General features: G+C 68.5%; 20 protein-coding genes. 8 read left to right on the top strand and 12 right to left on the bottom strand.

Annotation, left to right across the window (positions count from 1 at the left end):
- Positions 1 to 176 precede the first annotated feature (176 nt).
- A complete protein-coding gene (locus ACWEWT_RS36520; protein WP_452565469.1) occupies positions 177 to 1049 on the bottom strand; it encodes a 1,4-dihydroxy-2-naphthoate polyprenyltransferase in 873 nt (290 codons plus the stop codon).
- A gap of 261 nt (positions 1050 to 1310) precedes the next feature.
- Between ACWEWT_RS36520 and ACWEWT_RS36515 the strand changes: the two genes are divergently transcribed.
- Positions 1311 to 1598, top strand: a complete 288-nt coding sequence (locus ACWEWT_RS36515) for a hypothetical protein (RefSeq protein WP_452565468.1) — start codon at positions 1311 to 1313, stop codon at positions 1596 to 1598.
- Positions 1599 to 1642: 44 nt separating this feature from the next.
- Here ACWEWT_RS36515 and menE read toward each other — a convergent pair whose 3' ends face one another.
- From menE to ACWEWT_RS36500, 3 genes are all read right to left on the bottom strand, one after another.
- On the bottom strand, positions 1643 to 2806 hold the full coding sequence (menE, locus tag ACWEWT_RS36510; RefSeq protein WP_452565467.1) for an o-succinylbenzoate--CoA ligase: 1164 nt from the start codon (positions 2804 to 2806) through the stop codon (positions 1643 to 1645).
- A 287-nt stretch (positions 2807 to 3093) separates the two neighbouring features.
- Positions 3094 to 3477, bottom strand: coding sequence for a VOC family protein (locus ACWEWT_RS36505; protein WP_452565466.1), 384 nt, complete (start codon positions 3475 to 3477; stop codon positions 3094 to 3096).
- A gap of 76 nt (positions 3478 to 3553) precedes the next feature.
- Positions 3554 to 4447: a 1,4-dihydroxy-2-naphthoyl-CoA synthase gene (locus tag ACWEWT_RS36500; RefSeq protein ID WP_452565465.1), complete on the bottom strand. Its 894-nt coding sequence runs from the start codon at positions 4445 to 4447 to the stop codon at positions 3554 to 3556.
- A 105-nt stretch (positions 4448 to 4552) separates the two neighbouring features.
- Between ACWEWT_RS36500 and ACWEWT_RS36495 the strand changes: the two genes are divergently transcribed.
- The 4 genes from ACWEWT_RS36495 to ACWEWT_RS36480 all read left to right on the top strand — a co-directional run bounded on the left by ACWEWT_RS36495 (position 4553) and on the right by ACWEWT_RS36480 (position 8696).
- Positions 4553 to 5209, top strand: a complete 657-nt coding sequence (locus tag ACWEWT_RS36495; RefSeq protein WP_452565464.1) for a PaaI family thioesterase — start codon at positions 4553 to 4555, stop codon at positions 5207 to 5209.
- 275 nt (positions 5210 to 5484) lie between these two features.
- Complete coding sequence (locus tag ACWEWT_RS36490) at positions 5485 to 5931, top strand: DUF6918 family protein (RefSeq protein WP_449906054.1); 447 nt, start codon at positions 5485 to 5487, stop codon at positions 5929 to 5931.
- A gap of 212 nt (positions 5932 to 6143) precedes the next feature.
- Positions 6144 to 7778, top strand: coding sequence for a 2-succinyl-5-enolpyruvyl-6-hydroxy-3-cyclohexene-1-carboxylic-acid synthase (menD, locus tag ACWEWT_RS36485; protein WP_452565463.1), 1635 nt, complete (start codon positions 6144 to 6146; stop codon positions 7776 to 7778).
- 333 nt (positions 7779 to 8111) lie between these two features.
- On the top strand, positions 8112 to 8696 hold the full coding sequence (locus ACWEWT_RS36480) for a TIGR03086 family metal-binding protein (protein WP_452565462.1): 585 nt from the start codon (positions 8112 to 8114) through the stop codon (positions 8694 to 8696).
- 49 nt (positions 8697 to 8745) lie between these two features.
- Here the strand turns inward: ACWEWT_RS36480 and ACWEWT_RS36475 are convergent, their stop codons facing one another.
- Positions 8746 to 9360 carry a TetR/AcrR family transcriptional regulator gene (locus tag ACWEWT_RS36475; protein WP_452565461.1) on the bottom strand — a complete coding sequence of 205 codons (615 nt, stop codon included), beginning with the start codon at positions 9358 to 9360 and terminating at the stop codon, positions 8746 to 8748.
- A gap of 82 nt (positions 9361 to 9442) precedes the next feature.
- On the opposite strand from ACWEWT_RS36475, the gene ACWEWT_RS36470 reads away from it, so the two are divergent.
- Positions 9443 to 10477, top strand: a complete 1035-nt coding sequence (locus ACWEWT_RS36470) for an aldo/keto reductase (RefSeq protein ID WP_452565460.1) — start codon at positions 9443 to 9445, stop codon at positions 10475 to 10477.
- Between the two features lie 15 nt (positions 10478 to 10492).
- Here ACWEWT_RS36470 and ACWEWT_RS36465 read toward each other — a convergent pair whose 3' ends face one another.
- From ACWEWT_RS36465 to ACWEWT_RS36450, 4 genes are all read right to left on the bottom strand, one after another.
- Entirely contained in the window at positions 10493 to 14680 is a 4188-nt protein-coding gene (locus ACWEWT_RS36465) for a molybdopterin-dependent oxidoreductase (RefSeq protein ID WP_452565459.1), read from the bottom strand.
- Positions 14681 to 14970: 290 nt separating this feature from the next.
- On the bottom strand, positions 14971 to 15678 hold the full coding sequence (locus ACWEWT_RS36460) for a demethylmenaquinone methyltransferase (protein WP_452565458.1): 708 nt from the start codon (positions 15676 to 15678) through the stop codon (positions 14971 to 14973).
- A 224-nt stretch (positions 15679 to 15902) separates the two neighbouring features.
- Positions 15903 to 17045 carry a glycosyltransferase family 4 protein gene (locus ACWEWT_RS36455; RefSeq protein WP_452565457.1) on the bottom strand — a complete coding sequence of 381 codons (1143 nt, stop codon included), beginning with the start codon at positions 17043 to 17045 and terminating at the stop codon, positions 15903 to 15905.
- 4 nt (positions 17046 to 17049) lie between these two features.
- On the bottom strand, positions 17050 to 17523 hold the full coding sequence (locus ACWEWT_RS36450; RefSeq protein WP_452565471.1) for a DUF3592 domain-containing protein: 474 nt from the start codon (positions 17521 to 17523) through the stop codon (positions 17050 to 17052).
- 244 nt (positions 17524 to 17767) lie between these two features.
- Between ACWEWT_RS36450 and ACWEWT_RS36445 the strand changes: the two genes are divergently transcribed.
- Positions 17768 to 18274 (top strand): DUF2505 domain-containing protein, encoded by a 507-nt coding sequence (locus ACWEWT_RS36445; protein WP_452565456.1) that lies wholly within the window; start codon positions 17768 to 17770, stop codon positions 18272 to 18274.
- A 37-nt stretch (positions 18275 to 18311) separates the two neighbouring features.
- Here the strand turns inward: ACWEWT_RS36445 and ACWEWT_RS36440 are convergent, their stop codons facing one another.
- Genes ACWEWT_RS36440 through ACWEWT_RS36430 form a run of 3 tightly spaced genes read right to left on the bottom strand, consistent with a single transcriptional unit; the run spans position 18312 to position 20531 of the window.
- Complete coding sequence (locus ACWEWT_RS36440) at positions 18312 to 18782, bottom strand: VOC family protein (protein WP_452565470.1); 471 nt, start codon at positions 18780 to 18782, stop codon at positions 18312 to 18314.
- A gap of 18 nt (positions 18783 to 18800) precedes the next feature.
- Entirely contained in the window at positions 18801 to 19253 is a 453-nt protein-coding gene (locus ACWEWT_RS36435; RefSeq protein ID WP_452565455.1) for a helix-turn-helix transcriptional regulator, read from the bottom strand.
- Between the two features lie 6 nt (positions 19254 to 19259).
- Positions 19260 to 20531, bottom strand: coding sequence for a geranylgeranyl reductase family protein (locus ACWEWT_RS36430; protein ID WP_452565454.1), 1272 nt, complete (start codon positions 20529 to 20531; stop codon positions 19260 to 19262).
- Positions 20532 to 20774: 243 nt separating this feature from the next.
- Between ACWEWT_RS36430 and ACWEWT_RS36425 the strand changes: the two genes are divergently transcribed.
- The gene (locus tag ACWEWT_RS36425) at positions 20775 to 21797 is read left to right on the top strand and encodes a polyprenyl synthetase family protein (protein WP_452565453.1); all 1023 of its coding nucleotides are present in this window, start codon (positions 20775 to 20777) and stop codon (positions 21795 to 21797) included.
- Positions 21798 to 22341: the final 544 nt, after the last annotated feature.

Below are 22341 nucleotides of genomic sequence, written 5' to 3'. Positions count from 1 at the left end.
CCGGCTGCTCGAACTCGGCGCCACCGCATACGAGCCGATCACCACCCGGGGGCCCGGTTTCGTCACCGCCTCGGACCGCCGCGGGGCGCGCCTTCGACCGGCGGTGGGCCCCGGGGCGGCGAAGGGATCACGCCGGGCAGGGGGGATGGAGATGCCGCCGACGGCCGTCAGGTCGATCAGGTGCCGAGCCAGAGGGCTACCGCCGAAAGGACGGACCAGACGAGCAGAGCGAGGCCCGAATCGCGTAGGGCGGGGATCAACTCCAGCCCGCCCCGGTTCGCCCGTACCGGGGCGTTCGCGCGTACGGCCAGCGGGACGGCCAGCAGCCCGGCCAAGGCCCAGGGGGTGCGGGCCACCAGCGCCAGGGTCATCAGGAACGGGACCACCAGCAGCACCAGATGCACGGTGCGGGTGCGGGTGTCACCCAATTTCACCGCCAGCGTCGTCTTGCCGGTCTCGCTGTCGGTCGGGATATCGCGCAGATTGTTGGCCACCAGTACCGCGCTGGAGAACGCGCCGACCCCGACCGCCAGCGCCACCCCGGCCCAGTCGATCCGGAGCGCCTGGACGTATTGCGTCCCCAGTACCGCCACGAGGCCGAAGAAGACGAAAACGGCGATCTCGCCGAAGCCGCTGTAGCCGTACGGTTTGCTTCCGCCGGTGTAGAACCAGGCACCGGCCAGGCATACCGCGCCGACCAGCAGTAACCACGGGGCCGACAGCACTGCCAGCACCAGCCCCAGTGCCGCGCCGACCGCGAGGCTGCCGACCGCGGCGCCTCGGACCGCCGCGGGGGAGGCCAGTCCGGAGCCGACGAGACGCAGCGGGCCGACGCGTTCGTCGTCGGTCCCGCGGATACCGTCGGAATAGTCGTTGGCGTAGTTGACGCCGATGATGAGCGCCATGGAGACGCCCAGGGCGAGCAGCGCTTTCCACCACACTGCGCCGTCGATGGCGGCCGCGGCGCCGGTACCGGCCACGACGGGGGCGATCGCGTTCGGCAGAGTTCTGGGCCGGGCGCCCTCGATCCATTGTGCTGCGGTAGCCATCTCCGCAGCCTAATGCGCGCGGCCGGGCGGGGCCGTCCACAGACCGGGCACAGCCGGGGCGGGGGCGGTGCGTTCGGCGGAAGCCGCCGGACGGGCCGGGTACGACCGGCTGGATCGCCGAGTGCGGGCGGGTGACCACCGGACGCGGAAATCGCTACTTGCCCGATCGGGCCGCCGGGGGCATCCTCGGAATCGTTGGACTGATCTTCCACTCGGTGGGTAGTCGCCCGTCGAGGCCCATACGGAGGAGAGGAGCCCACCATGGCCCAGCGTGACAAGACGCCCCGGACGACCGAACCCGGCACTTTCGACGCGGTACCCGAGGCCGATCGGGCCGAACAGGCCGCACCGGCCTATCCCGACGATGCCCCCTACACCGATATCGATCCCCGCTCGGTGCCCGACGGTATACCGGTCCCCGACGAACCCGTTCTGATCGGTGGCGGCCGGGACGAGTGGTACGCGGATCCGGCCGATATCGCCGAACAGGCGATACCGGTCCCGCTGGGCGACGACTACGACGGCGACTACGGCGACGAGGAATCCTGATCCGGTGAGTTCGGTCCGCGACGGTGTCGTCGCGGACCGATCGGTCAGGACGCGGACTCGGCCAGCAACCGCCGGCGCAGTGCGCCGCGATCGGGTTTACCCGGACCGAGCAGCGGGATCTCGTCGACGAGGGTGAGTTCGCGTGGGACGGCCACCGCGTCCAGTTCGGCGTGAATGTGCTCGCGTAGCGCGTCCAGCGTGGGCGCGGTGCCCGGAACGGGTACCACCACGACCGCGACCCGCTGACCCAGCCGGTCGTCCGGCAGGCCGAGGACCACACATTCGGCGACGGCGGGATGCGATGCCAGGACCGCCTCCACGACCTGCGGGATCACCAGCAGGCCGCCGGTGCTGATCGCCTCGTCCAACCGGCCCAGGACACGCAGCACGCCGTCCTGGAAGACACCCGCGTCGTCGGTGCGGAACCAGCCCGGTTCGGCGAAGGCCGGATGGTCGGGCATATTGCGGTAACCGGCGGCGACCATACCGCCACCGAGCAGAATGCGGTCGTCCTCGATACGGACCCGCGCCCCGGTCAGCGGGACACCGTCGTAGACGCAGCCGCCGCAGGTCTCGCTCATCCCGTAGGTACGTACGACATTGATCCCGGCGGCCCGGGCCCGCTCGTAGACCGGGGCGGGGGTCGCGGCGCCGCCGATCAGCACCGCGTCCAGTTCGGCCAGCGCGGCTGTCGCGGCGGGTGCTTCCAGCACCTTGATCAACTGTGTGGGGACCAGCGAGGTGTACCGGCGTTCGCCCCGCATACCCGCGATCGCCCCGGCCAGCGCCTCGGGGAGGAAGCCGCCGGAGACATCCACCACGGTCGGCTCGGTACCGGCCAGTAACGATCGCAGCAATACCTGCAGGCCGGCGATGTGATGGGTGGGCAGGGCGAGCAGCCAGCTACCCGGGCCGCCGAGGCGTTCATGGGTGGCATCGCCGCTGGCCCGCAGCGCGGACGCGGTCAGCATGGCGCCCTTCGGGACCCCGGTCGTACCGGAGGTGGTCACCACCAGCGCGATATCGTCGTCGATCGGATCACCGGGGGCGAGCGCGTCACCGAGGCGGCGGGCTTCGCGCCGATCACTGGCGGGAACCGGGAGCCAGGCCGCCGAACCGCTGCCGTCGAGGACCTGCCGCAGATGAGGCAGTACATCACTGACTCCGCTGCCGGTGGGAATCGGCAGAGTACGCAAAGTTTTGCTCACGGCCGCGCCTCGTCCCCGGGGCGCCGGAAGGCCGCGGTTCGCTCGCTCACGGCAGCGATGGTGTCATGTCCACCGGAGAGTGGACAGCAGGGGTCGATACTGCCGGAACCGGGGGCCGGAGCCGGCTGATCGGATTGGGCTGGGCCAGGCATGGGACTGCGATTCACTCGACGGACGGTACGAAAGCGGTCGCACCGGGCGTCGGTGATCGGGCGGCCATCCGATCGTATCGTCGCCCGGGGGGCCGGGGGTTGGCAACCCGGCAGAAAACTCCCGCTCGCGCCGGCTCAGCGGTTGTCCCGCCGGATCGGGTGGTCCTCCGGTACCTCTACCAGCACGATCGGCACCCCGTCGGGATCTTTCAACCACATCTCCACCAGACCCCACGGTTCGGTCACCGGTGCCCGGTCGATCGCCACACCGTTGACCGTCAGCTCGACCGCCGCCGCGGCGACATCGCGCACCTGCAACCAGATCGCCCCGGAAAAACCTCGCGGATCCGATTCGGAACCGCCGTGTCCGGCCACCTCCACGAGTGACTGACCGGCGAAGAAAACCGTCCCGCCCGGGTATTCGCGGTAGATCGCCAGGCCGAGCGCGTCCCGGTAGAAGGCGAGGGTTGTCGCGTAGTCCCGGGGGCGCAGGATGATGCGGCTGCTGAGGATGTCCATCGTCGGAAAGTCTAGGGGCGTGCGGCGATATCGTGTCCGATTTGCACCGGGTGGATGCGCCCACGGCGCCGCGAACTCAGAAGTACCAGGGGTAGGGCGTCCAGTCCGGCGCGCGCTTCTCCAGGAACGAATCCCGCCCCTCGACAGCCTCGTCCGTCATATACGCCATCCGCGTCGCTTCCCCCGCGAACAGCTGCTGCCCCACCAACCCGTCGTCGGCCAGGTTGAACGCGTATTTGAGCATGCGCTGGGCCTGCGGGGACTTCCCGTTGATCGCCGCCGCCCACTCCAGGGCGACGTTCTCCAGTTCGGCATGGTCGACGACCTCGTTGACCGCGCCCATGGCGTGCATATCCGCGGCGGTGTACGTGCGGCCCAGGAAGAAGATCTCGCGGGCGAATTTCTGGCCCACCAGTTTGGCCAGGTAGGCGCTGCCGTAGCCGCCGTCGAAGCTGCCCACATCGGCGTCGGTTTGTTTGAAACGGGCATGCTCGCGGCTGGCGAGGGTGAGGTCGCAGACGACGTGCAGGCTGTGGCCGCCGCCGGCGGCCCAGCCGTTGACCAGCGCGATCACGACTTTGGGCATGAACCGGATGAGCCGCTGGACCTCCAGGATGTGGAGCCGTCCGGCGCGTGCCCGGTCCACCGTGTCGGCGGTATCGCCGCTGGCGTACTGGTAGCCGCTGCGGCCGCGGATGCGCTGGTCGCCGCCGGAACAGAACGCCCAGCCGCCGTCCTTGGGGCTGGGGCCGTTACCGGTGAGCAGGACGGCACCGACATCGGCGGTCATCCGGGTGTGGTCGAGGACGGCGAAGAGTTCGTCGACGGTATGGGGCCGGAAGGCATTGCGTACCTCAGGGCGGTCGAACGCGATCCGGACGGTGCCCTGTTCGATGTGGCGGTGGTAGGTGATATCGGTCAGGTTCTCGAACCCGGCCACTTCGCGCCACAGCGTCGGATTGAACGTCATGGGGTGATTACATCAGGCTCGTTGCCGCCCGCGGCGGGCCGTTGAGTTCACCACATCTGAGCCGAAATGTTTGGACGCCGTATAACCCGGAGTTACGGTGCGTATATGAGTGAGCACACCCAGCCGACGATCGACGACAGCGCTGTCGACGAAGATCGGTACGAGCGGCACGGCGGGTTCCCGAAGATCACCCCGGCCCGGGTGGGGCCGGAATTCGGTGAATTCGTCGCGGCCATGCGTACGCTCCAGGACCTGGCCGTCTCGGCCGACGCCCCCGACGAGGTGTTCGGCGCCGCGCGCGATCAGGTGAACGCGCTGATCGATCTGCTGGGGCCCTACCGCGCTCCGGAACAGCAGGGACCGGCCGGGCGGGCCGTCGAACTCCCCGGGCGCGGCAGCCTGCTGCTGCTGCCCTGGCGCACGGTTTCGGCCGGACCCGACGGCATCGTGATGGAAGGGGTGTTCCGCCGCTTCCATCTCGGCGGGAACTCCGCCGCGCACGGTGGCGTCCTGCCGCTGCTGTTCGACGATCTGTTCGGGATGACGGTGCACTACGCCGGGCGCCCGATCAGCCGGACCGCCTTCCTGCACGTGAACTACCGCAAGGTCACACCGCTGGATACGCCGTTGACGGTGCGCGGCCGGGTCGAACGTACCGAGGGGCGCAAAACTTTCATCAGTGCCGAACTCGTCGACGCGGAAGGTACTGTGCTGGCCGACAGTGAAGGGCTGATGGTTCAACTTCTGCCCTGGCAGCCGTGATCGGCGATCCGGTGGGGATACCGCCGCGGGGCCGCTGACCGGACTTCCGCTTTCGCCGGCCGGATCTTCGCGCGATATTGCCCGGTCCGGCCGTCGGGAACCGCTGTTCAGCGTGGTCCGTCGCGCCGAATCGCCCGGCCGCGTAACACTTCCATTGTTGCGGAGGTGTCATCTCCGTCTGTTGCTTACCCATGCGGGGCGCAAAGTACTCCTGCGGGTGATGCGTATAGTTGCGTTGCCCGTCCATACGAGTACTGATCCGGAGGATCCTTAAATTGGTTGCAGCACTGTCTGAATCACTGCTTGACGAGGCTACGCGCCCGGCCTTTCTCGCCGACGCCGTCCAGGTCCTGGATGCCGAGGTCTCTGATAAGGGTGGTGCGTCGGGTCTCGCCGTGAAGGGTGGGTACGCGGCGGTGAAGAAGATCAGCCCGTCCATCGTCCCCGATGCCCTGGAATCGCTGGCCCCCAAGCTGCTCGAGCAGCTCCAGCCGTACTGGGCCGAGTTCCAGGCCGGCGGCACCGGTACCTTCGGTGAGCTGCTCAGCTCCAAAGGTGACGAGGTCGCCGAGTCCCTGCTGACCGTCACCGATGCGCGCGCGGCGAGCTCCAGCCGCCCGGCTCTGCAGAAGGTCTACAACTCGATGCGTTCGTCGGCCAAGAAGAACGTCGTCGAGGCGCTGCCCCGGCTCGGCGATCTGGTGCAGAAGCACGCCGGCTGACCGACGTGTGATTCGGCCGCGTAGCCACGCGGCACCTGGGGGGCCTCGACGGCGAGGTCCCCAACGGGGGGAGTACACGGGGGTGTTCGGAATCCGGCGCGTGCTCGTCCGGGCCTCGCCGTCGGGTTCGTTTCCGCGGATCGGCGCGACGAATCCTGGATGTGAGCAGGCCGACGCAGACGTCGCGGCCATGGTCTGACAGGCTGGAGGGCGTGAATCCGTCAACAGCGCAGGCGCGGGTGATCGTCGACGAACTCGCACGCGGTGGGGTTCGGGAAGTCGTACTGTGCCCCGGCTCGCGCAATGCCCCGCTGGCGTTCGCCCTGCAGGCCGCCGATGCCGCGGGCCGGCTCCGTCTGCATATGCGCATCGACGAGCGGACCGCCGGATTCCTGGCGATCGGCCTGGCCATATCTTCCGGCGCCCCGGTCCCGGTGGTGATGACCTCGGGTACGGCGGTGGCCAATCTGGGGCCCGCGGTCCTGGAGGCGAACTATGCCCGGGTACCGCTGATCGTGCTCAGTGCCAATCGCCCGTACGAGATGCTCGGCACCGGCGCCAATCAGACGGTGGAACAACTCGGTCTGTTCGGCAGTCAGGTCCGCGCGACCATCAGTATGGGTCTGGCCGAAGCGGAACCGGCCACCGATTATCCGCGGCAGAACAGTGTCTGGCGTTCGTCGGTGTGCCGGGTGCTGGCCGCCGCGCGCGGGACCCGGTCGGGGAATGCCGGTCCGGTGCACTTCGATATCCCGCTGCGCGAACCGCTGGTGCCGGATTCCCGGGAGGGCGAGGCGATTCCCGCCGGACGCGGTACCGAGCAGCCCTGGACGGCCACCCAGTACGCCACCCTCGACGTTCCACTCGATATCGATCTCACCCCCGATACGGTGGTGATCTCCGGACACGGTGCCGGTCTGCGTACCGAGCTGGCAGCGCTCCCGACCGTCGCCGAACCCACCGCGCCCGTGCACGGCCCGGCCCTGCATCCACTGGCGCTGCCGCTGCTGAAACCCCGCCAGGCCATCATCACCGGCCGTCCCACCCTGCACCGTCAGGTCTCCCGGGTCCTGGCCGATCCCGAAGTCACCGTGTACGCGCTGACCACCGGCCCACGCTGGCCGGATGTCTCGGGCAATGTGGTGGGCACGGGGACCCGGGCGGTGACGACCGGTACACCCAGCCCGGAGTGGCTGGCCCGCTGCCGCGACCTCGACCAGCGAGCCCGTTCGGTGGTGCGTGAGGAATTGTCCAGGCATCCGAAACCCACCGGCCTGCATGTGGCCGCGGTGGTGATGGACGCGCTGGGCGAGGGTGATCAGCTGCTGCTGGGGGCCTCGAACCCGGTACGCGATGCCGCGCTGGTGTCCGCGCCGCGGCCCGGTGTGCGGGTGCTGTCCAACCGGGGGGTCGCGGGTATCGACGGTACGGTGTCGTCGGCGGTCGGCGCGGCGCTGCACCATCCGGGCCGGACGGTCGCGCTGATCGGTGATCTCACCTTTCTGCACGATGCGTCCGGACTGCTGATCGGGCGCGGCGAACCCCGCCCCGCGGATCTGACCATTGTGGTCGCCAACGACGACGGGGGCGGTATCTTCGAGCTCCTCGAACAGGGCGACCCGCAGTACGCCGGCGTTTTCGAGCGGGTCTTCGGCACTCCGCACGGGATGGATCTGTCGGCACTGTGCGCGGCGTACCGGATTCCGCACCGGCAGGTGGGCCTGGACGAATTGGCGACCGAGCTCAGCGGTTCGGTGAACGGATTCCGGGTGCTGGAGGTCGTCACCGATCGGGCCGGGCTGCGCGATCTGCATACGGCGGTCCGGTCGAATGTCGGTGTTGCGTAACCTCCGCCTTCGCTCCGGCCGTGCGCGTGAAGATGTCGGCGTGATCGTTCACAACGCAATCCGTGGTGATCCTCTGCGTAACCTCCGCCTTCGCTCCGGCCGTGCGCGTGAAGATATCGGCGTGATCGTTCACAACGCAATCCGTGGTGATCCTCTGCGTAACCTCCGCCTTCGCTCCGCCTCCGTGCGTACGTACGAACCGGTTCCGGGCGCGGGTTCGGCCGGGTGCGATCCCGAGCGGTAGCGACTCGGCATCGTTTTCGATCGCGGCCGGTTATTTCCGTCGGCCGGATTCGTCGGTACACGTGGATCCACCGACCCCGAGGAGCTCCGATGCATCCCGAATTCGACCTGTCGGCGGCGGCCGCCGCGCTCGCCGATACCGTCGCCGCGATCGGTGACGAACAACTCGATGCCCGTACCCCTGCCGATCTCCCGGTCCGCGCGATTCTCGAACACGTCGGCGGGCTGGCCGAGGCGTTCCGGGCCGCGGCGACCAAAGAGGCGGCCGGGAAGTCCGCGGCACCCGAATTCGATTCCGGCGCAACCCTGGCGCCCGATTGGCGGTCCCGGATCCCGGCACAGCTGAAAGCCCTCGCCGCGGCCTGGCAGGAGCCCGGCGCGTGGCAGGGGGAGACCGAAGCGGGCGGAGTGACCATGCCCGCGGGGGTCACGGCCCGCGTCGCGTTGGACGAGTTGGTCGTCCATGCTTGGGATCTGGCCCGTGCCACCGGTCAGCCGGTCGAGGTGGCCGAGGGCGATCTCGAGGTTCTGCTGCAGTTCCTGCAGGACACTCCGCCGGAGGGTACGCCCGGACTCTTCGGGCCCGTGGTGCCGGTCGGGCCGGGCGCGCCACTGCTGCATCGGGTCCTGGGCCTCACCGGGCGCGACCCGTTCTGGATTCCCAAGGCACGGTGAAGGTGCGCTCGCCCGCGGGTTGCCGGGGCGAGGGTGCGTCCGGATGCGTTCACGGAGCGACGAAGGTACCGGCCGCCGCCGCCGCGGCGGCGCTTTCGGCGGCGGTGCGGGCGGCGTGCTCGTCGATGGGATCACCGCTGGCCAGCAGCCGGTAGTAGAGCGGGCCGGCGACGGCGCTGAGCACCGCGCGGGCATCGGTTCCGGCCGGGACCTCGCCGCGCGTGACGGCCTCGGTGATACAGGGTGCCCATTCGGCGAGCCGGACATCATAGAACCTGCGCAGCGCGGCGGCGGTGTTCTCGTCACAGGTGGCGGCCGCGATAACGGCGCGGAAGAGGCGACCCTGCCGGGGGTCGGTGAGAGTTTTCGCGACCAACCGGGCATCGGCGGTCAGATCACCGAGCAGCGAGCCGGTTTCGGCGCGGGGTAGCGACTGTTCGGCCATATCCGCCAGGAGATCGGCGATGAGTCCGGTCGGGGTGCGCCAGCGGCGATAGACCGTCGTCTTGCCGACCTCGGCGCGGGCGGCGACTTCGGCGAGGTCGAGATGCGCGAAACCGTTTTCGGCGAGTAGATCGCCGGCGGCCTCCAATACCGCGGTGCGTACGCGGGCAGTCCGGCCGCCCGGGCGTACTGATCCGGGAACGGCCATATCTCCAGTCATAACGGAACTCCAGTTTCATTTATCGTCCGACGGGTGTATGTTCGGGTTTGTTAACGAAACTGTAGACCCTTTAGGAGTCGAGATGGAATACCGGCGGTTGGGTAACTCGGGTCTGGTCGTGCCCGCGCTGAGCTTTGGCGCGGGCACGTTCGGCGGCCGCGGGGAACTGTTCGGAGCCTGGGGCGATACCGATGCCGACCAGGCGCGCCGACTCGTCGACATCAGCCTCGACGCGGGAGTGACCATGTTCGATACGGCCGATGTCTATTCCGACGGCGCCTCCGAGGAGGTGCTCGGTGCCGCGATCCGCGGCCGCCGCGATCGGTTGCTGCTGTCCACGAAGGCCGGTCTGCCCACCGGCCCGGGCCCCTACGACGCCGGGACCGGACGAAACCGGCTGGTCGCCGCGGTGGAGGCTTCGCTCACGCGACTGGGAGTGGAGCATATCGATCTGTTCCAACTACACGCGTTCGACGCCCGGACTCCGGTGGAGGAGGTCCTGCACGCGCTCGACGATCTGGTCCGCGCGGGCAAGATCCGCTATATCGGAGCCTCGAATTTCGCGGGCTGGCAGCTGATGAAATCGCTGGCCGCCGCGGATCGGCACGGTCTGCCCCGCTACATCGCCCATCAGGTCTACTACTCGCTCGTCGGCCGCGATTACGAATGGGAGCTGATGCCCCTGGGTCTGGCCGAGGGGGTGGGTGCGGTGGTGTGGAGCCCACTCGGCTGGGGGCGGCTCACCGGCCGGATCCGGCGTGGACAACCGCTGCCCGCGGGTAGCAGGCTGCACCGGACCGCCGAAGCGGGACCGCCGGTGGATCAGGAGCTTCTCTACGATGTGGTCGACGTACTGGACGAAATCGCCGCGGAAACCGGCCGATCCGTACCGCAGATCGCGCTCAACTGGTTGCTCACCCGGCCCACGGTCGGCACGGTCATCGTCGGGGCGCGCAATGAGGAACAGTTGCGGCAGAACCTCGGCGCGATCGGCTGGGAACTCACCGCCGATCAGCTCGCCCGGCTCGCCGGAGCGAGTGCGCTCACTCCGCCCTACCCGTATTACCCCTATTACCGCCTGCCCGACTTCGCCCGGCTGAACCCGCCGGCCGTGTGAGTGCCGGGGCGGTGGTCAATACACATCGCGGACATAGCGTTTCTCGGCGGTGAGCTGCTTCTTGAAGGCCAGGGCCGCGTCCTCGTCGAGTTTGCCGTGGATGCGGGCGATACGCAGTAGCGCCTCGTCCACATCCTTGGCCATTCGCGCCGCGTCACCGCAGACATAGAAGTGGGCGCCGTCGCGCAGCCACGACCACAGTTCGGCACCGTGTTCGATCATGCGGTGCTGTACATAGATCCGTTCCCGCTGGTCCCGGGAGAAAGCCAGATCCAGCCGGGAGAGATGCCCGGTCCGGAACATATCCTCCAATTCGGCGCGGTAGTAGAAGTTCTGGGTGGCGTGCTGGTCGCCGAAGAACAGCCAGTTCCGGCCGGTGGCACCCTGTGCGCGCCGTTCGTGCAGGAACCCGCGGAACGGGGCGATACCGGTGCCCGGGCCGACCATGATCATGGGGGCGCCGGGATCCAGCGGTGGCCGGAAATGCGGTGCGCGCTGCAGGAATATCGGCACCTCGGTATTCGCGGCGCGGTCGGCGAGGAAGGTGGAGCAGACTCCGCCGCGCCGGGCCGCCGACCCTGCGGCGGCCGGGTCCCCGTAGCGGACGATCCCCACCGTGAGTTCGACCCGGTCCGGGCTCGTCAGCGGACTCGACGAGATCGAGTACTGCCGTGGCTGCAGTTTCTTCAGGACGTCCAGCCACTCCACCCGGTCGGCGTGCACCGGGAAATCACGGAGTACGTCGACGAGTTGGCGATCCCACAGATACGAGGCCAGCTCGTTGCGGTTGTCCCGGCGCAGTAGTTTGGCGAGCCGGTTGCTCGGATTGTGCCCGGCAATGAATTCCAGCAGATCCCGGGAAACCTTGGTGATATCGAAATGGGTGCGCAGCGCCTGCTCCAACGGCATCTCGGTACCACCGGCGGTGACCCCGCGGTGGCCGTCGAGGCCGGTCGCCGACAGCCATTCCCCGACCAGCGCCGGGCAATTGACCGGCCAGATCCCGAGCGAATCGCCGACCTCGTACCGGGCGTCCGGCCCGTCCAGGCCGAAGCTGATCCGCCGGACCTCTTTCGTGGCGTCCGGTGCGGTCAGTATCTCGTTGCCGAGTAGCGGTGCGGCGACGGGTGCGGTGCGGGTGAACGCGGTGGCTGCCACCCGGCGGACCGGAAGCGCGGCGGGTGCGGTGCGTTCCAGGACACCGGTCGCGGTGGCGGTACCGGCCGGGAATTCGACGCTCGTACGCGGTCCGCTGTCGCCGGACTCGGATCCGCCGTTACCGGAATCGGTCAGCGCGGCGATCACCCCGTCCAGCCACTGCGCGCCCGGTTCGTCGAAATCGGGTTCGCAATCCTGGCGGGGGAGCAACCGGGTCGCGCCCCGGTCGGCGAACAGGGTGTCGAGTTTGCGGCCGTGCCCGCAGAAATCGTCGTAGGAGGAGTCGCCGAGCGCGAATACCGCGTACCGCATACCGGCCAGCCGCATCGCGCTGTCGTCGAGCCTGGTCCAGAAGTCCGCGCCGTTGTCCGGTGGGCCGCCGTCGCCGAATGTGCTGGTGACGACCAGGACGTCGCCGGCCAGTACGTCCAGTTCGCACGAGTCCATATCGAGCAGCCGCGGGGCGAGTCCGGCCGCGGTGAGCCGGTGCGCGGTGGTCGCGGCGAAATCCTCGGCATTACCGGTCTGCGAAGCCCAGAGCACCGTCACGGTCCGGGCGGGGGGAGGTGGGGCCGGGTCGCCGATGGTCGCCGGATCAGCGGGCGCACCACGCGAATACATACCGGCCAGGAGGCCGTCGACCCACAGCCGGCCGCCTTCGGACAGCGGCGCCGACGAAGGCAGCACCGGTTGTCCCGATACCGGCAGGGACTGCAGCGCGGCGAGATAGCCGCCCAGGTAGATCCGTTCGGTTTCGCTGAGCGTCGGGGTGGCCGCCGTATCCAGGCCGAGCATCGTGGCCAGGGGGTGGATACCGGACGCGCTGGATTCCGGTGCGTTCGCGGGTGTTTCCGGGATGTCCGGCCGCGCCATCGGCGCCACTCGGCGCAAGGCCACCGCGCACGCCTTGAATTCCGGTTGCAGGGAATCGGAATCGACGGCGTCGTGGGTCACCGCGTTGACGGTCAGGTATTCACCCTGTTCGTCGTTCCAGTGGAACGGCGCGAAACAACCCCCCGGCCGGACCCGGTCACTGATCCGGGCGGGTAGTACCGCGCGACCGCGCCGCGATGTGATCTCCAGCTGGTCACCCGGAGTCAGGCCCAGGGCACCGGCATCGTCGGGGTGCACCTCCACGAACGGTTCGCGATCGAGTTTGCCGAGTTTGGCGATGCGGCCGGTTTTGGTCATCGAATGCCATTGATGTTGGAGCCGGCCCGTATTGAGCAGAAACGGATAGTCGTCATCGGGCATTTCGGCGGGCAGCATATGCGGGCGCGGCCAGAACACGGCCCGCCGGCTCGGCGTCGGGAAGACCAGCCGCGGTTCGTGACCGTCGGTATCGGTGTAGAGCGGCCGGTGCACACCGTCGTTCAGATACCGGATCGGGTTGCGCCGCTGTCCGGGGTCGGGACACGGCCACTGCATCGGGCCTTCCCGCAATCGGTCGTAGGTCATACCGTTGAGGTCGTAGCCGGTGGCGGGATTGGTGAAGCGACGCAGTTCGTCGAACACCTCTTCGCTGGAGGCATATTCGAAACCGGGGAATCCCATTGCTGTCGCCACCTGCGCGATCAACTGCCAATCCGGCCGGGCCCCACCCACCGGTTCGACCGAACTGTCCAGCAGGGTGACATTGCGTTCGGAATTCACCATCACCGCATCCGCTTCGGCCCACAGCGCGGCCGGCAGCAGGATATCGGCGTAGGTGTTGGTGGCAGTCCCGGTGTAGGCGTCCTGCGCGATCACCAGCTCGGCCGCTTCCAGGCCCGCGATCACCGTCTTCCGGTTCGCGACAGTCGCCACCGGGTTGGTGCAGATTATCCAGGCGGCCTTGATGACACCCGCGGAGAGTTCGCGGAACATCTCGATGGTGCCGGGCCCGGTCTCACTCCGCAATGTCCCGGGCGGGAGCGCCCATGCCTCCTCCACGAACGCGCGGTCGGCGGGATTCAGCAGGCTGCGCTGTCCGGGCAGGCCGGGACCCATGTACCCCATCTCGCGTCCACCCATGGCATTCGGCTGGCCGGTCAGCGAGAAGGGCCCGCTGCCCGGGCGGCAGATCGCGCCGGTGGCCAGATGCAGGTTGCACAGCGCGTTGGTGTTCCAGGTCCCGTGCGTCGACTGATTGAGCCCCATGGTCCACAGGCTCATCCATTCGCCGGCTTCCCCGATCCAACGCGCGGCGGTCCGAATGGATTCCACGGACAGGCCGGTCAGTTCGGCCACTTTCTCCGGTGGGTAGTCGGCGAGGAACTCGGGCATGGCATCCCAGCCCTCGGTGTGCTCGGCGATGAAGCCGGTATCGATATCACCGGATTCGACCAGCAGATACAGCAGGCCGTTGAGCAGGGCCAGATCCGTACCGGGCGCGATCTGCAGGAACAGATCGGCGCGCGCGGCGGTATCGGTGCGTCGCGGATCCACCACGATCAGTTTGGCGCCCGCCTTGAGCCGGTCGGCCATCCGCAGGAAGAGAATGGGGTGGCAGTCGGCCATATTCGCGCCGATCACGAAGAACAGATCGGCGTGTTCGAAATCGTCGTAGGACCCCGGCGGCCCGTCGGCGCCCAACGACTGTTTGTAACCGGTACCGGCGCTGGCCATACACAGCCGGGAGTTCGCCTCCAGATGGATCGTCCGCAGATGCCCCTTGGCGAGTTTCGTCGCCAGATACTGGGCCTCCAGCGACATCTGTCCCGATACATACAGGGCGATGGCGTCCGGGCCGTGCTCCTCCAGGATCCGGCGCAGCCGCGTCGCGGTCTCGCGCACCGCCTCGTCCACGCCGACCGGTTGTGGTTCCTCTCCCCGGCCCGGGCGCCGGTAGGCGGTGGTCATCCGGCCCGGTGCCCGCATCAGCTCCAGGTGGGTGGCACCTTTGGTGCACAGCCGACCGGAGTTCGTCGGATGCATTTTGTCCCCGCTGACCTTGGCGATGACGGGCGCACCGGACTCACCCGCCTCGGTGGTGACCTCGATTCCGCAGCCGACGCCGCAGTAGGAGCACGCTGTCCGGGTCGTGCCCGGGCCGGGCTTGCCCATGCTCTGTCCTTCGGGCATGTGTGGGGGCCCTGTGTGGTGACGCTTCGCTGCCGCCTCCGGGCCTGACCCGCCCATGCTCTGTCCTTCGGGCATGGGTGGGGGCCCTGCGTGGTGACGCTTCGCTGCCGCCTCCGGGCCTGACCCGCCCATGCCGTGTGCCTCGGACATGGTTCCGATCGTCCCCGCGGCCGATTTCCTCGGGTTTGCCCGATGTTATCGCCGGATGACATTCCACTTCACCGGCGAAACTCACAGCTGTGAGGTAGATGAACAGGCCGCGGTCGGGCAGGTCAGCCGCCGAGCTTGTATCCCCGGTGCAGCGCGACCACGCCGCCGGTCAGGTTCCGCCATTTCGCACCGGACCACCCGGCGTCGGCCACCAGGCGCCCCAGCTGCCGCTGATTCGGCCAGGCCCGGATGGATTCGGCCAGGTAGACGTAGGCGTCCGGGTTGCTGCTCACCGCCCGGGCGACCCTGGGGAGTGCCTTCATCAGGTACTCCATGTAGAGGGTTTTGAACCCCGGGATCACCGGGGTGGAGAACTCGCAGATCACGAGCCGGCCGCCGGGTTTGGTGACGCGCAGCATCTCCCGGAGCGCGAGGTCGGTATCGGCGACATTGCGCAGCCCGAACGAGATGGTCACCGCGTCGAACGAATTATCGGCGAAGGGCAGTGCCATCGCGTCCCCGGCGACCATCGGAACTTTCCGGAACCGGCCCGCGGCCAGCATGCCCTGGGAGAAATCGGCGGCCACGCACCAGGCGCCGGACCGGCCCAGTTCGACGGTGGACACTCCGGTGCCGGCAGCCAGGTCGAGCACCCGTTCACCAGGCCGCGGATCGATGGCCTTACGGGTCATCCAGCGCCAATACCGGTCCTGACCGGCCGAGATCACGGTGTTGGTCAGGTCGTATCGTTGCGCCACCCCGTCGAACATCGACGCGACCTCGTGCGGTTGTTTGTCCAGCGAGGCCCGGACCGACTGTGTTTTCACCACAACCCGACCCTAATAGGCACGGTTGGGCGGAGCCCATCGACGGTGCGTGCCCGACGCGAAGTCGGCGGTAAATCCGACAGGTGTACTCGGGCACCGCCCATTCGCAAGTCTGCGCAGGGCCCGGAGAAGGTCTGATGAACGCATTTCGTGCGCAGGTATCCGGGGCCTGCGCGCCGGCGGAGCGAAAGCTGAGGTGCGACTGATAGGCCCGGTGCGCCGTCCGGTCAGGCCGAGCGCGGTAACCGGTATTCGGCGGCGATCACTTCGGCGTAATGGCCCATGAGCTCGGTGCAGATGGCCGGCCAGGTGCGATGCAGCACCGATTTGCGGGCCGCCGCGGCGAACCGTTCGCGCAGCGCCGGGTCGCGCAGTGCGGCCACCGTACTGGGCAGCAACTCGGTGAAATCGCTCACCGGCAGCAGATAGCCGTTGCGGCAGTGCGCGATCAGGTCACGGGGTCCGCCGGCGTCCGGACCGATCACCGGGACCCCGGAAGACAGCGCTTCCTGGACGCCCTGGCAGAACGTCTCGTGCTCACCCGGATGCACCATCACGTCCAGGCTCGCGTAGGCGCGCGCGAGTTCGCCGCCGCCGAGTTCGCCGGTGAAGATCGCGCCCGGCAACAGGGCGGCCAGTTTCCGCTGCTCGGGTCCGGCACCGACGATCACCAGCTGCACCGATGGGTCGTGGGCGAGGACGGCCAGCCGCTCCACATGTTTCTCCGGTGCCAGCCGGCCGACGAAACCCACCAGCAGCCTGTCGGTGCCGCCGAGCCATTCCGCACGCAGCTCCGGGCTCCGTGCCGCCGGGGTGAACCGGACCGTATCGACCCCGCGCGCCCATCTGTGCACCCGCGGGACGCCGTGCCGGGCGAGATCGTCGGCCGCGGCGCTCGACGGCGCCAGCGTCCGGACCGCGCCCTCGTGGATCCGCCGGGTCCAGCCCCACGCGGCCCGCGCGGCCAGGCCCAGCCCGTAACTCTTCGCGAATCCCGCCACATCGGTCTGGTACACCGCGACCGCGGGCAGATCCAAGCGCAGCGCGGCCGCCATACCGCCCGCACCGAGCAGGAACGGCGAGGCCAGATGCACCACATCGGGATCGAACTCGGCCAGGACCGGGACCATGCCCGGTTGCGGCAGTCCCACCGGCAGTGAACTGATCTTGGGTACCATCACCGCCGGCACCCGGTGCACCGGGAATCTGCCGTGCGACCGGGGTGCGGGCGGCTGCCCGCGGAGCGTATCGGGCGCGATGACCAGGGCTTCGTGTCCGTGCCGGTCCAGATGGTCCAGCACCCGGAGCACCGAGTTCACGACGCCGTTCATATTCGGAAGAAATGACTCCGCAACGATGGCTACGCGCACCCGCTCAGTCTGCGCGGCCCCGGTCCCCCGGCACGCGTCGCCGATATGACGCCGGATCGAAGATCGGGCGAACACTCATCGAACCGGTCGCCGCTCGCAGCAGCAGCCATAGTGTGGGAAGAGCGAGTGCCCAGGTCACGGCTAGTACCGACAGTGTCGGCAGGATGGCGACCCGGACATCGCGGCCCGCCACCCGGACCAGATCGGGATCGTCGCGGCTGTACTCGACATTGATCCGTTCGCCGGCGGTGAGATTGGTCGGGTAGAGCACGCCGACCTTCGGGTTGTGGGTCACTCCGTCCGGCGTCACGTACATCACGGCCGAGCGCAGTCGTCCGGCCGAGAGCACCTCACCGGTGGTCTCACCCTTCTCGGTTTCGATCAGATAGTCGTTGCGCCAGGCAGCCAGGAACAGCAGCACCACCAGAACACTCACCGAGACGGCGGCGATCACCACACCGACACACACCTTGCGCAGTCGTTCCGCGCGACCCGGTGGTGGCGCCTGAGCGGGGGCCGGTTCGCCGCCGGGTTCCGGGGCCGCGACGAGCGGCTCGGCCACTACTGTCTGCTCGGCCACGCTGCCTCCTGCGGAATCGTCCTCGGCCGGGGTGGCGGCGCCGACGCGCGTACCGTCCTCGGGATGACCGGGGTCGCGCGGTTCGCGGCGGCTGGTTTCCGGCACCGCAACAGGCTAGCGGGGTCGGCTAGGGTGAGCGCTCATGGCCCGAAAATTCGGCTTCACGCTGTCCTATCCGATCCCGGTGGCCGATCTCCACGCCGCGCTGACCGGGGAAGAACTGTGGCGCGACCGGTTCGCCGGCGCCCCGACGGCCACCCTCGACCTGTCCCACCCCGGTGGCCCGGGAACCGGCCGTATCGAAATGAGCGAGACGATCCGGCAGGACAAGATCCCCGGGATCGTGCGCAAGGTGCTCAAGAGCGAATTGGTCGTCACCCGTATCGACAACTGGCAGGCCCTCACGGGATCCACCGCGGCGGGGACCTTCGAGGGGACCTCCTCGGCCATCTCCTCGGAGATGAAGGGCACCTACGAACTGCGTCCCACCGCCGCGGGCTCGGAGATCGTGGTCTCCGGTTCGGTGAAGGTGAAGGTTCCGCTGGTCGGCGGGGCCATCGAACCGCTCGCCGAGCAGTTGCAGCGACGGGTCGCCGAGAGCGAACGCAAGTTCATCGTCAAATGGTTCGAGGAGCGCGCCGGAGTCTGATACCGCTCCGGGGCCGCGCCACCGCACGGCCCCGGACCTACCCCGTTCCGGTATCGGGCCGGTGACCTCGGTTCGGCGCGCCCGCGGCCCCCGGATCGAACTCCTTCGGTTCCACCATCACCAGCCAGTTCCCCGAATTGTCCCGGAAGACCGCCTCGACGCCGTAGGGCCGCTCGGACGGGGGTTGCACGAACTCGACGCCTTTGGCGGTGAGCTCCGCACAGGCCTTACGGCAGTCCTCGGTGCGCAACCCCAGTGAGCCGTGGCTTCCGTTGGCCAGCGACCGGCCGATCGCGTCGGCGAGATTCTCGTCCAGTGGTGGCCCGGGCAGCATCAGCGTCACCTCGAGTTCCGGGTGTTCGGGATGGGCCACGGTCACCCAGCGGAAACCGTTGTCGCCCATCCGGATATCGGCGGTCTCCACGAATCCGAGAATGTCGACATACCAGTTCTTCGCCGCTGTCTGATCGGTCACGTACACGGTGACCAGCGAGATATTCGTAATGATCGGAGGCATGGTCCGAGACTATGGCCCGCTCGGCGCGTCGCGCTTCTCCGAAATTGCGGTATCCGGACGGCGATCGGACAACCCGTGCATGAAGACGTAGCAGCCGGGGATCCGGGGCGCGCCGTCGGCGAATTTGCCCTGGTACTCCGACGGCGAAACACCCACCAGTTCGGTGAATTTCCGAGAGAACGAACCCAGGCTGCTGTAGCCGACGAGCAGGCACACCTCGGTCACCGTGGTGTTGGTGGCACGCAGCAGATCCTGTGCCCGCTCGATCCGGCGTTCGGCAAGATACACCGCGGGCGTCCGGCCGTAGGTGGCCGCGAAACAGCGCAGGAAATGGTACTTCGACACCCCGGCGGCCGCGGCCATCCCGTCGAGATCCAGCGGGCGGGCGTAGGCACGATCGATGAGATCACGGGCCCGCCGCAGATGCGGCAGCAGATCCTTGGATACCGGCCGGACCGCCACGACGACCTAGCAGAAGGGAGCGAGGTCGTCGAAACGCATCGACGCCCGGCCCGCGGTACGCCAGGCCCGGGCGGTGAGATCGACATCCTCGTCGGTGACCAGGTTGCCCATCACCCGGACCGCGGTGCGCTGCAGGAATTTCGAACGCATCACCGGCGGCCCACCGATCGGGACCATCCGCGGATGGGTCGCCAGGCCCGCGATCCGCCGCGCCACCGAATAGGTCCGGCCGTACTTCGCGCTCAGCAGTTCCGGCCACACCCGGCTCAGATCCGGCTCGTCCAGCAGGCCGGCGAGCATATGCCCGCCCTCCAGGCCGTAGTCGATACCTTCACCGTTGAGCGGGTTCACGCAGCCGGCGGCGTCGCCGAGCAGCGCCCAGTTGTGGCCCGCGATACCGGAGACCGCACCGCCCATGGGTAGCAGCGCGGAGGAGACCGCACGCACCGAACCGCTCAGTTCCCATTCCTCGCGGCGCAGCTCCGTGTAATGCTCGAGCAGCGGTTTCAACGCGATATGTGACGGCCTGCGTTCGGTGGCCAGTGATCCGACGCCGATGTTCACCTCGCCGTTGGCGAGAGGGAAGACCCAGCCGTAACCGGGCACCAGTTCGCCCTCGGCATTACGCAATTCGAGATGCGAGGTGATCCACTGGTCGTCGCTGCGCCCGGAGGAGATATAGGCCCGCGCCGCCACTCCGTAGGCATACCGGCGATGCCACGTGCGGCCGAGCATCTTACCGACCGGAGAACGAACCCCGTCGGCGACGATCAAGGTCCGGCAGCCGATCTCGTGTGACGCGGTACCCACCCGGACGGTCACCCCGGTGACCCGATCACCGTCGCGCGCGATATCCACGACCTTCGCGCCGTCGCGCATCCGCGCCCCGGATTTAACGGCGGTCTCGCGGAGTTTGTCGTCGAGTTCGGTACGCGGGATCGCGCTGCCGTAGGTGGGGAACGAACCGCCCGGCCAGGGGAGCAGGGCCTCACCGCCGAAACCGGTCATCCGTAGACCGTGGTTGACGGTATGCGCTCGCACCCATTCGCCCAGTCCCAGATGTTCGAGTTCGGCGGTGGCGCGCGGCGTCAGCCCGTCCCCGCAGGTCTTGTCCCGGGGGAAGGTCGCGGAATCCAGCAGCAGCACATCGCGACCCGTACGCGCGGCCCAGGCCGCGGCCGCCGAACCCGCCGGGCCGGCACCCACCACCAGCACCTGTACGTGTGCGGGCAGCGCGTCCCGGTCGGCATCGGATGGCGTGGCTTCGGGTGCACCCATGCGGTCAATAGTTACAGGCCGTCGCCGGTGATGTCGATGGCGGTACGGTGCACACCATGAGCATGTCAGGCATGGAGGGGGAAGTGGGATACCTTCGTCCGCGCTCCGGTCTCCGCGGCGGTTCGACGGCCGGTCGCCGGCCTCGCTCGTGCTCGATCAATACAGTGACCGTGTTCATGGGCGTTCCGACGTGAACACGCTAGGTTCATCACCGTGGGGTCGGACGCATCCTTGGGAGAAGGTATGAGCACATCTGCTGTGAGCGAAGCCGGCACGGTGGTGGCGGGGGTCGACCTAGGAGACCCCGCCCTCGCCGAGACCGTCCGCAACGGCCTCGAAGAGGTGGAGAAACTGCTGGTCGAGGAGCTGTCCTCCGGGGCTGCCTTCCTCCAGGAAGCCGCGTTGCACCTGGCCAGGGCCGGCGGTAAACGGTTCCGTCCGCTCTTCACCATCCTCACCGGCCAACTGGGTCCCCGCCCCGGCGATCCGGACCTCGTCACCGCCGGAACCGTCGTCGAACTCGTACATCTGGCCACGCTCTACCACGACGATGTGATGGACGAGGCCACCATGCGCCGCGGCGCGACGAGCGTGAACTCCCGCTGGGGCAACAGCGTGGCCATCCTCGCCGGTGACTATCTCTTCGCGCACGCGTCCCGGCTCACCTCCACTCTCGGCCCCGATGCCGTCCGCATCATCGCCGAAACATTCGCCGAACTGGTCACCGGCCAGATGCGCGAAACCATGGGCGCCCGCGAAGCCGGCGATCCCGTCGCCCACTATCTGCGCGTGGTGTGGGAGAAGACCGGTTCGCTGATCGCGGCCTCCGGGCGGTTCGGCGGCACTTTCTCCGGCGCCGACAGCGACCACGTGGAACGCCTCGCCCGCCTCGGCGACGCGGTGGGCACTGCCTTCCAGATATCCGACGACATCATCGATATCTCCTCGGAATCGGCCCAGTCCGGCAAAACTCCCGGCACGGACCTGCGCGAGGGTGTGCATACGCTCCCGGTCCTCTACGCTCTGCGCGACGAGGGCCCGGACGGCGACCGTCTCCGCGATCTGCTCGCGAAGCCGCTGGAATCCGATGCGGACGTGGCCGAAGCGCTGGAGCTGCTCGGCCGCTCCCCGGGGATGACCCGGGCGAAGGAGAAACTCCGCGAATACGCCGATATCGCCCACACGGAACTGGCCGCGTTGCCCGCGGGGCCGGCCAACGACGCGCTGGTCCGGTTGGTCCGCTACACGATCGAACGGGTCGGGTGAATCGACGCCCGTAGATATATGGGCGGTACGGGTTGCGCTCTGCCGGGGGTGCAGAGGTGGGGGCCGGGGGTTTCGGGCGGTGGAGTCGGACGGGCGGGTGAATACGATCACTGTCTCGTCGGCGTGCGCCGGTGTGGGCTGGTTCGTGTGAGATGAGCGAGCGGGCTGGTGCGGTGGGGATGGACCTGCTGGTGAGGGCCGGATGCGGGCCTGCCGGTGGGGGTGGGGAACGGGCCTGTTCATGAGGGCCGGGGATGGGCCCGCTGTTGGGTCGGGGAATGTGGGGCCTGGGCGTGAGAGTCGGGTGCGGACCTGCTGGTGGGGAATGAACCCCTGCTTGTGAATGGCGGGTGTGGGCCTGCTGTGGGGGTGGGGAATGCCGGCCTGCTCGTGAAGGTGCTGTGTTTTTGGCGCCGCCTTCGGCGTCGCGGGGGTTGAGGCCCTGTGTTTTCGGCGCGCTGGCGCGCGCGGGGTCGAGGCCCCCTGGTGTCCCGCCGTTCAGGCCTCGAGACTCGCGCCTTCGGCGCATGCGCTTCGAGGCCTG

It is taken from the genome of Nocardia sp. NPDC003963 (assembly GCF_053605105.1).
The sequence above is the reverse complement of the archived record's forward strand: the minus strand, read 5'-3'. Positions and strand labels throughout refer to the sequence as shown.

What these genes read in the sequence shown, in the direction of transcription:
- ACWEWT_RS36475 (WP_452565461.1), bottom strand. Translation starts at nt 9,360, where the DNA reads ATGACTGGAGATATGGCCGTTCCCGGATCAGTACGCCCGGGCGGCCGG.
- ACWEWT_RS36495 (WP_452565464.1), top strand. Translation starts at nt 4,553, where the DNA reads ATGAGTGAGCACACCCAGCCGACGATCGACGACAGCGCTGTCGACGAA.
- ACWEWT_RS36470 (WP_452565460.1), top strand. Translation starts at nt 9,443, where the DNA reads ATGGAATACCGGCGGTTGGGTAACTCGGGTCTGGTCGTGCCCGCGCTG.
- ACWEWT_RS36425 (WP_452565453.1), top strand. Translation starts at nt 20,775, where the DNA reads ATGAGCACATCTGCTGTGAGCGAAGCCGGCACGGTGGTGGCGGGGGTC.
- ACWEWT_RS36480 (WP_452565462.1), top strand. Translation starts at nt 8,112, where the DNA reads ATGCATCCCGAATTCGACCTGTCGGCGGCGGCCGCCGCGCTCGCCGAT.
- ACWEWT_RS36445 (WP_452565456.1), top strand. Translation starts at nt 17,768, where the DNA reads ATGGCCCGAAAATTCGGCTTCACGCTGTCCTATCCGATCCCGGTGGCC.
- ACWEWT_RS36465 (WP_452565459.1), bottom strand. Translation starts at nt 14,680, where the DNA reads ATGGGCAAGCCCGGCCCGGGCACGACCCGGACAGCGTGCTCCTACTGC.
- ACWEWT_RS36500 (WP_452565465.1), bottom strand. Translation starts at nt 4,447, where the DNA reads ATGACGTTCAATCCGACGCTGTGGCGCGAAGTGGCCGGGTTCGAGAAC.
- ACWEWT_RS36520 (WP_452565469.1), bottom strand. Translation starts at nt 1,049, where the DNA reads ATGGCTACCGCAGCACAATGGATCGAGGGCGCCCGGCCCAGAACTCTG.
- ACWEWT_RS36505 (WP_452565466.1), bottom strand. Translation starts at nt 3,477, where the DNA reads ATGGACATCCTCAGCAGCCGCATCATCCTGCGCCCCCGGGACTACGCG.
- ACWEWT_RS36430 (WP_452565454.1), bottom strand. Translation starts at nt 20,531, where the DNA reads ATGGGTGCACCCGAAGCCACGCCATCCGATGCCGACCGGGACGCGCTG.
- ACWEWT_RS36515 (WP_452565468.1), top strand. Translation starts at nt 1,311, where the DNA reads ATGGCCCAGCGTGACAAGACGCCCCGGACGACCGAACCCGGCACTTTC.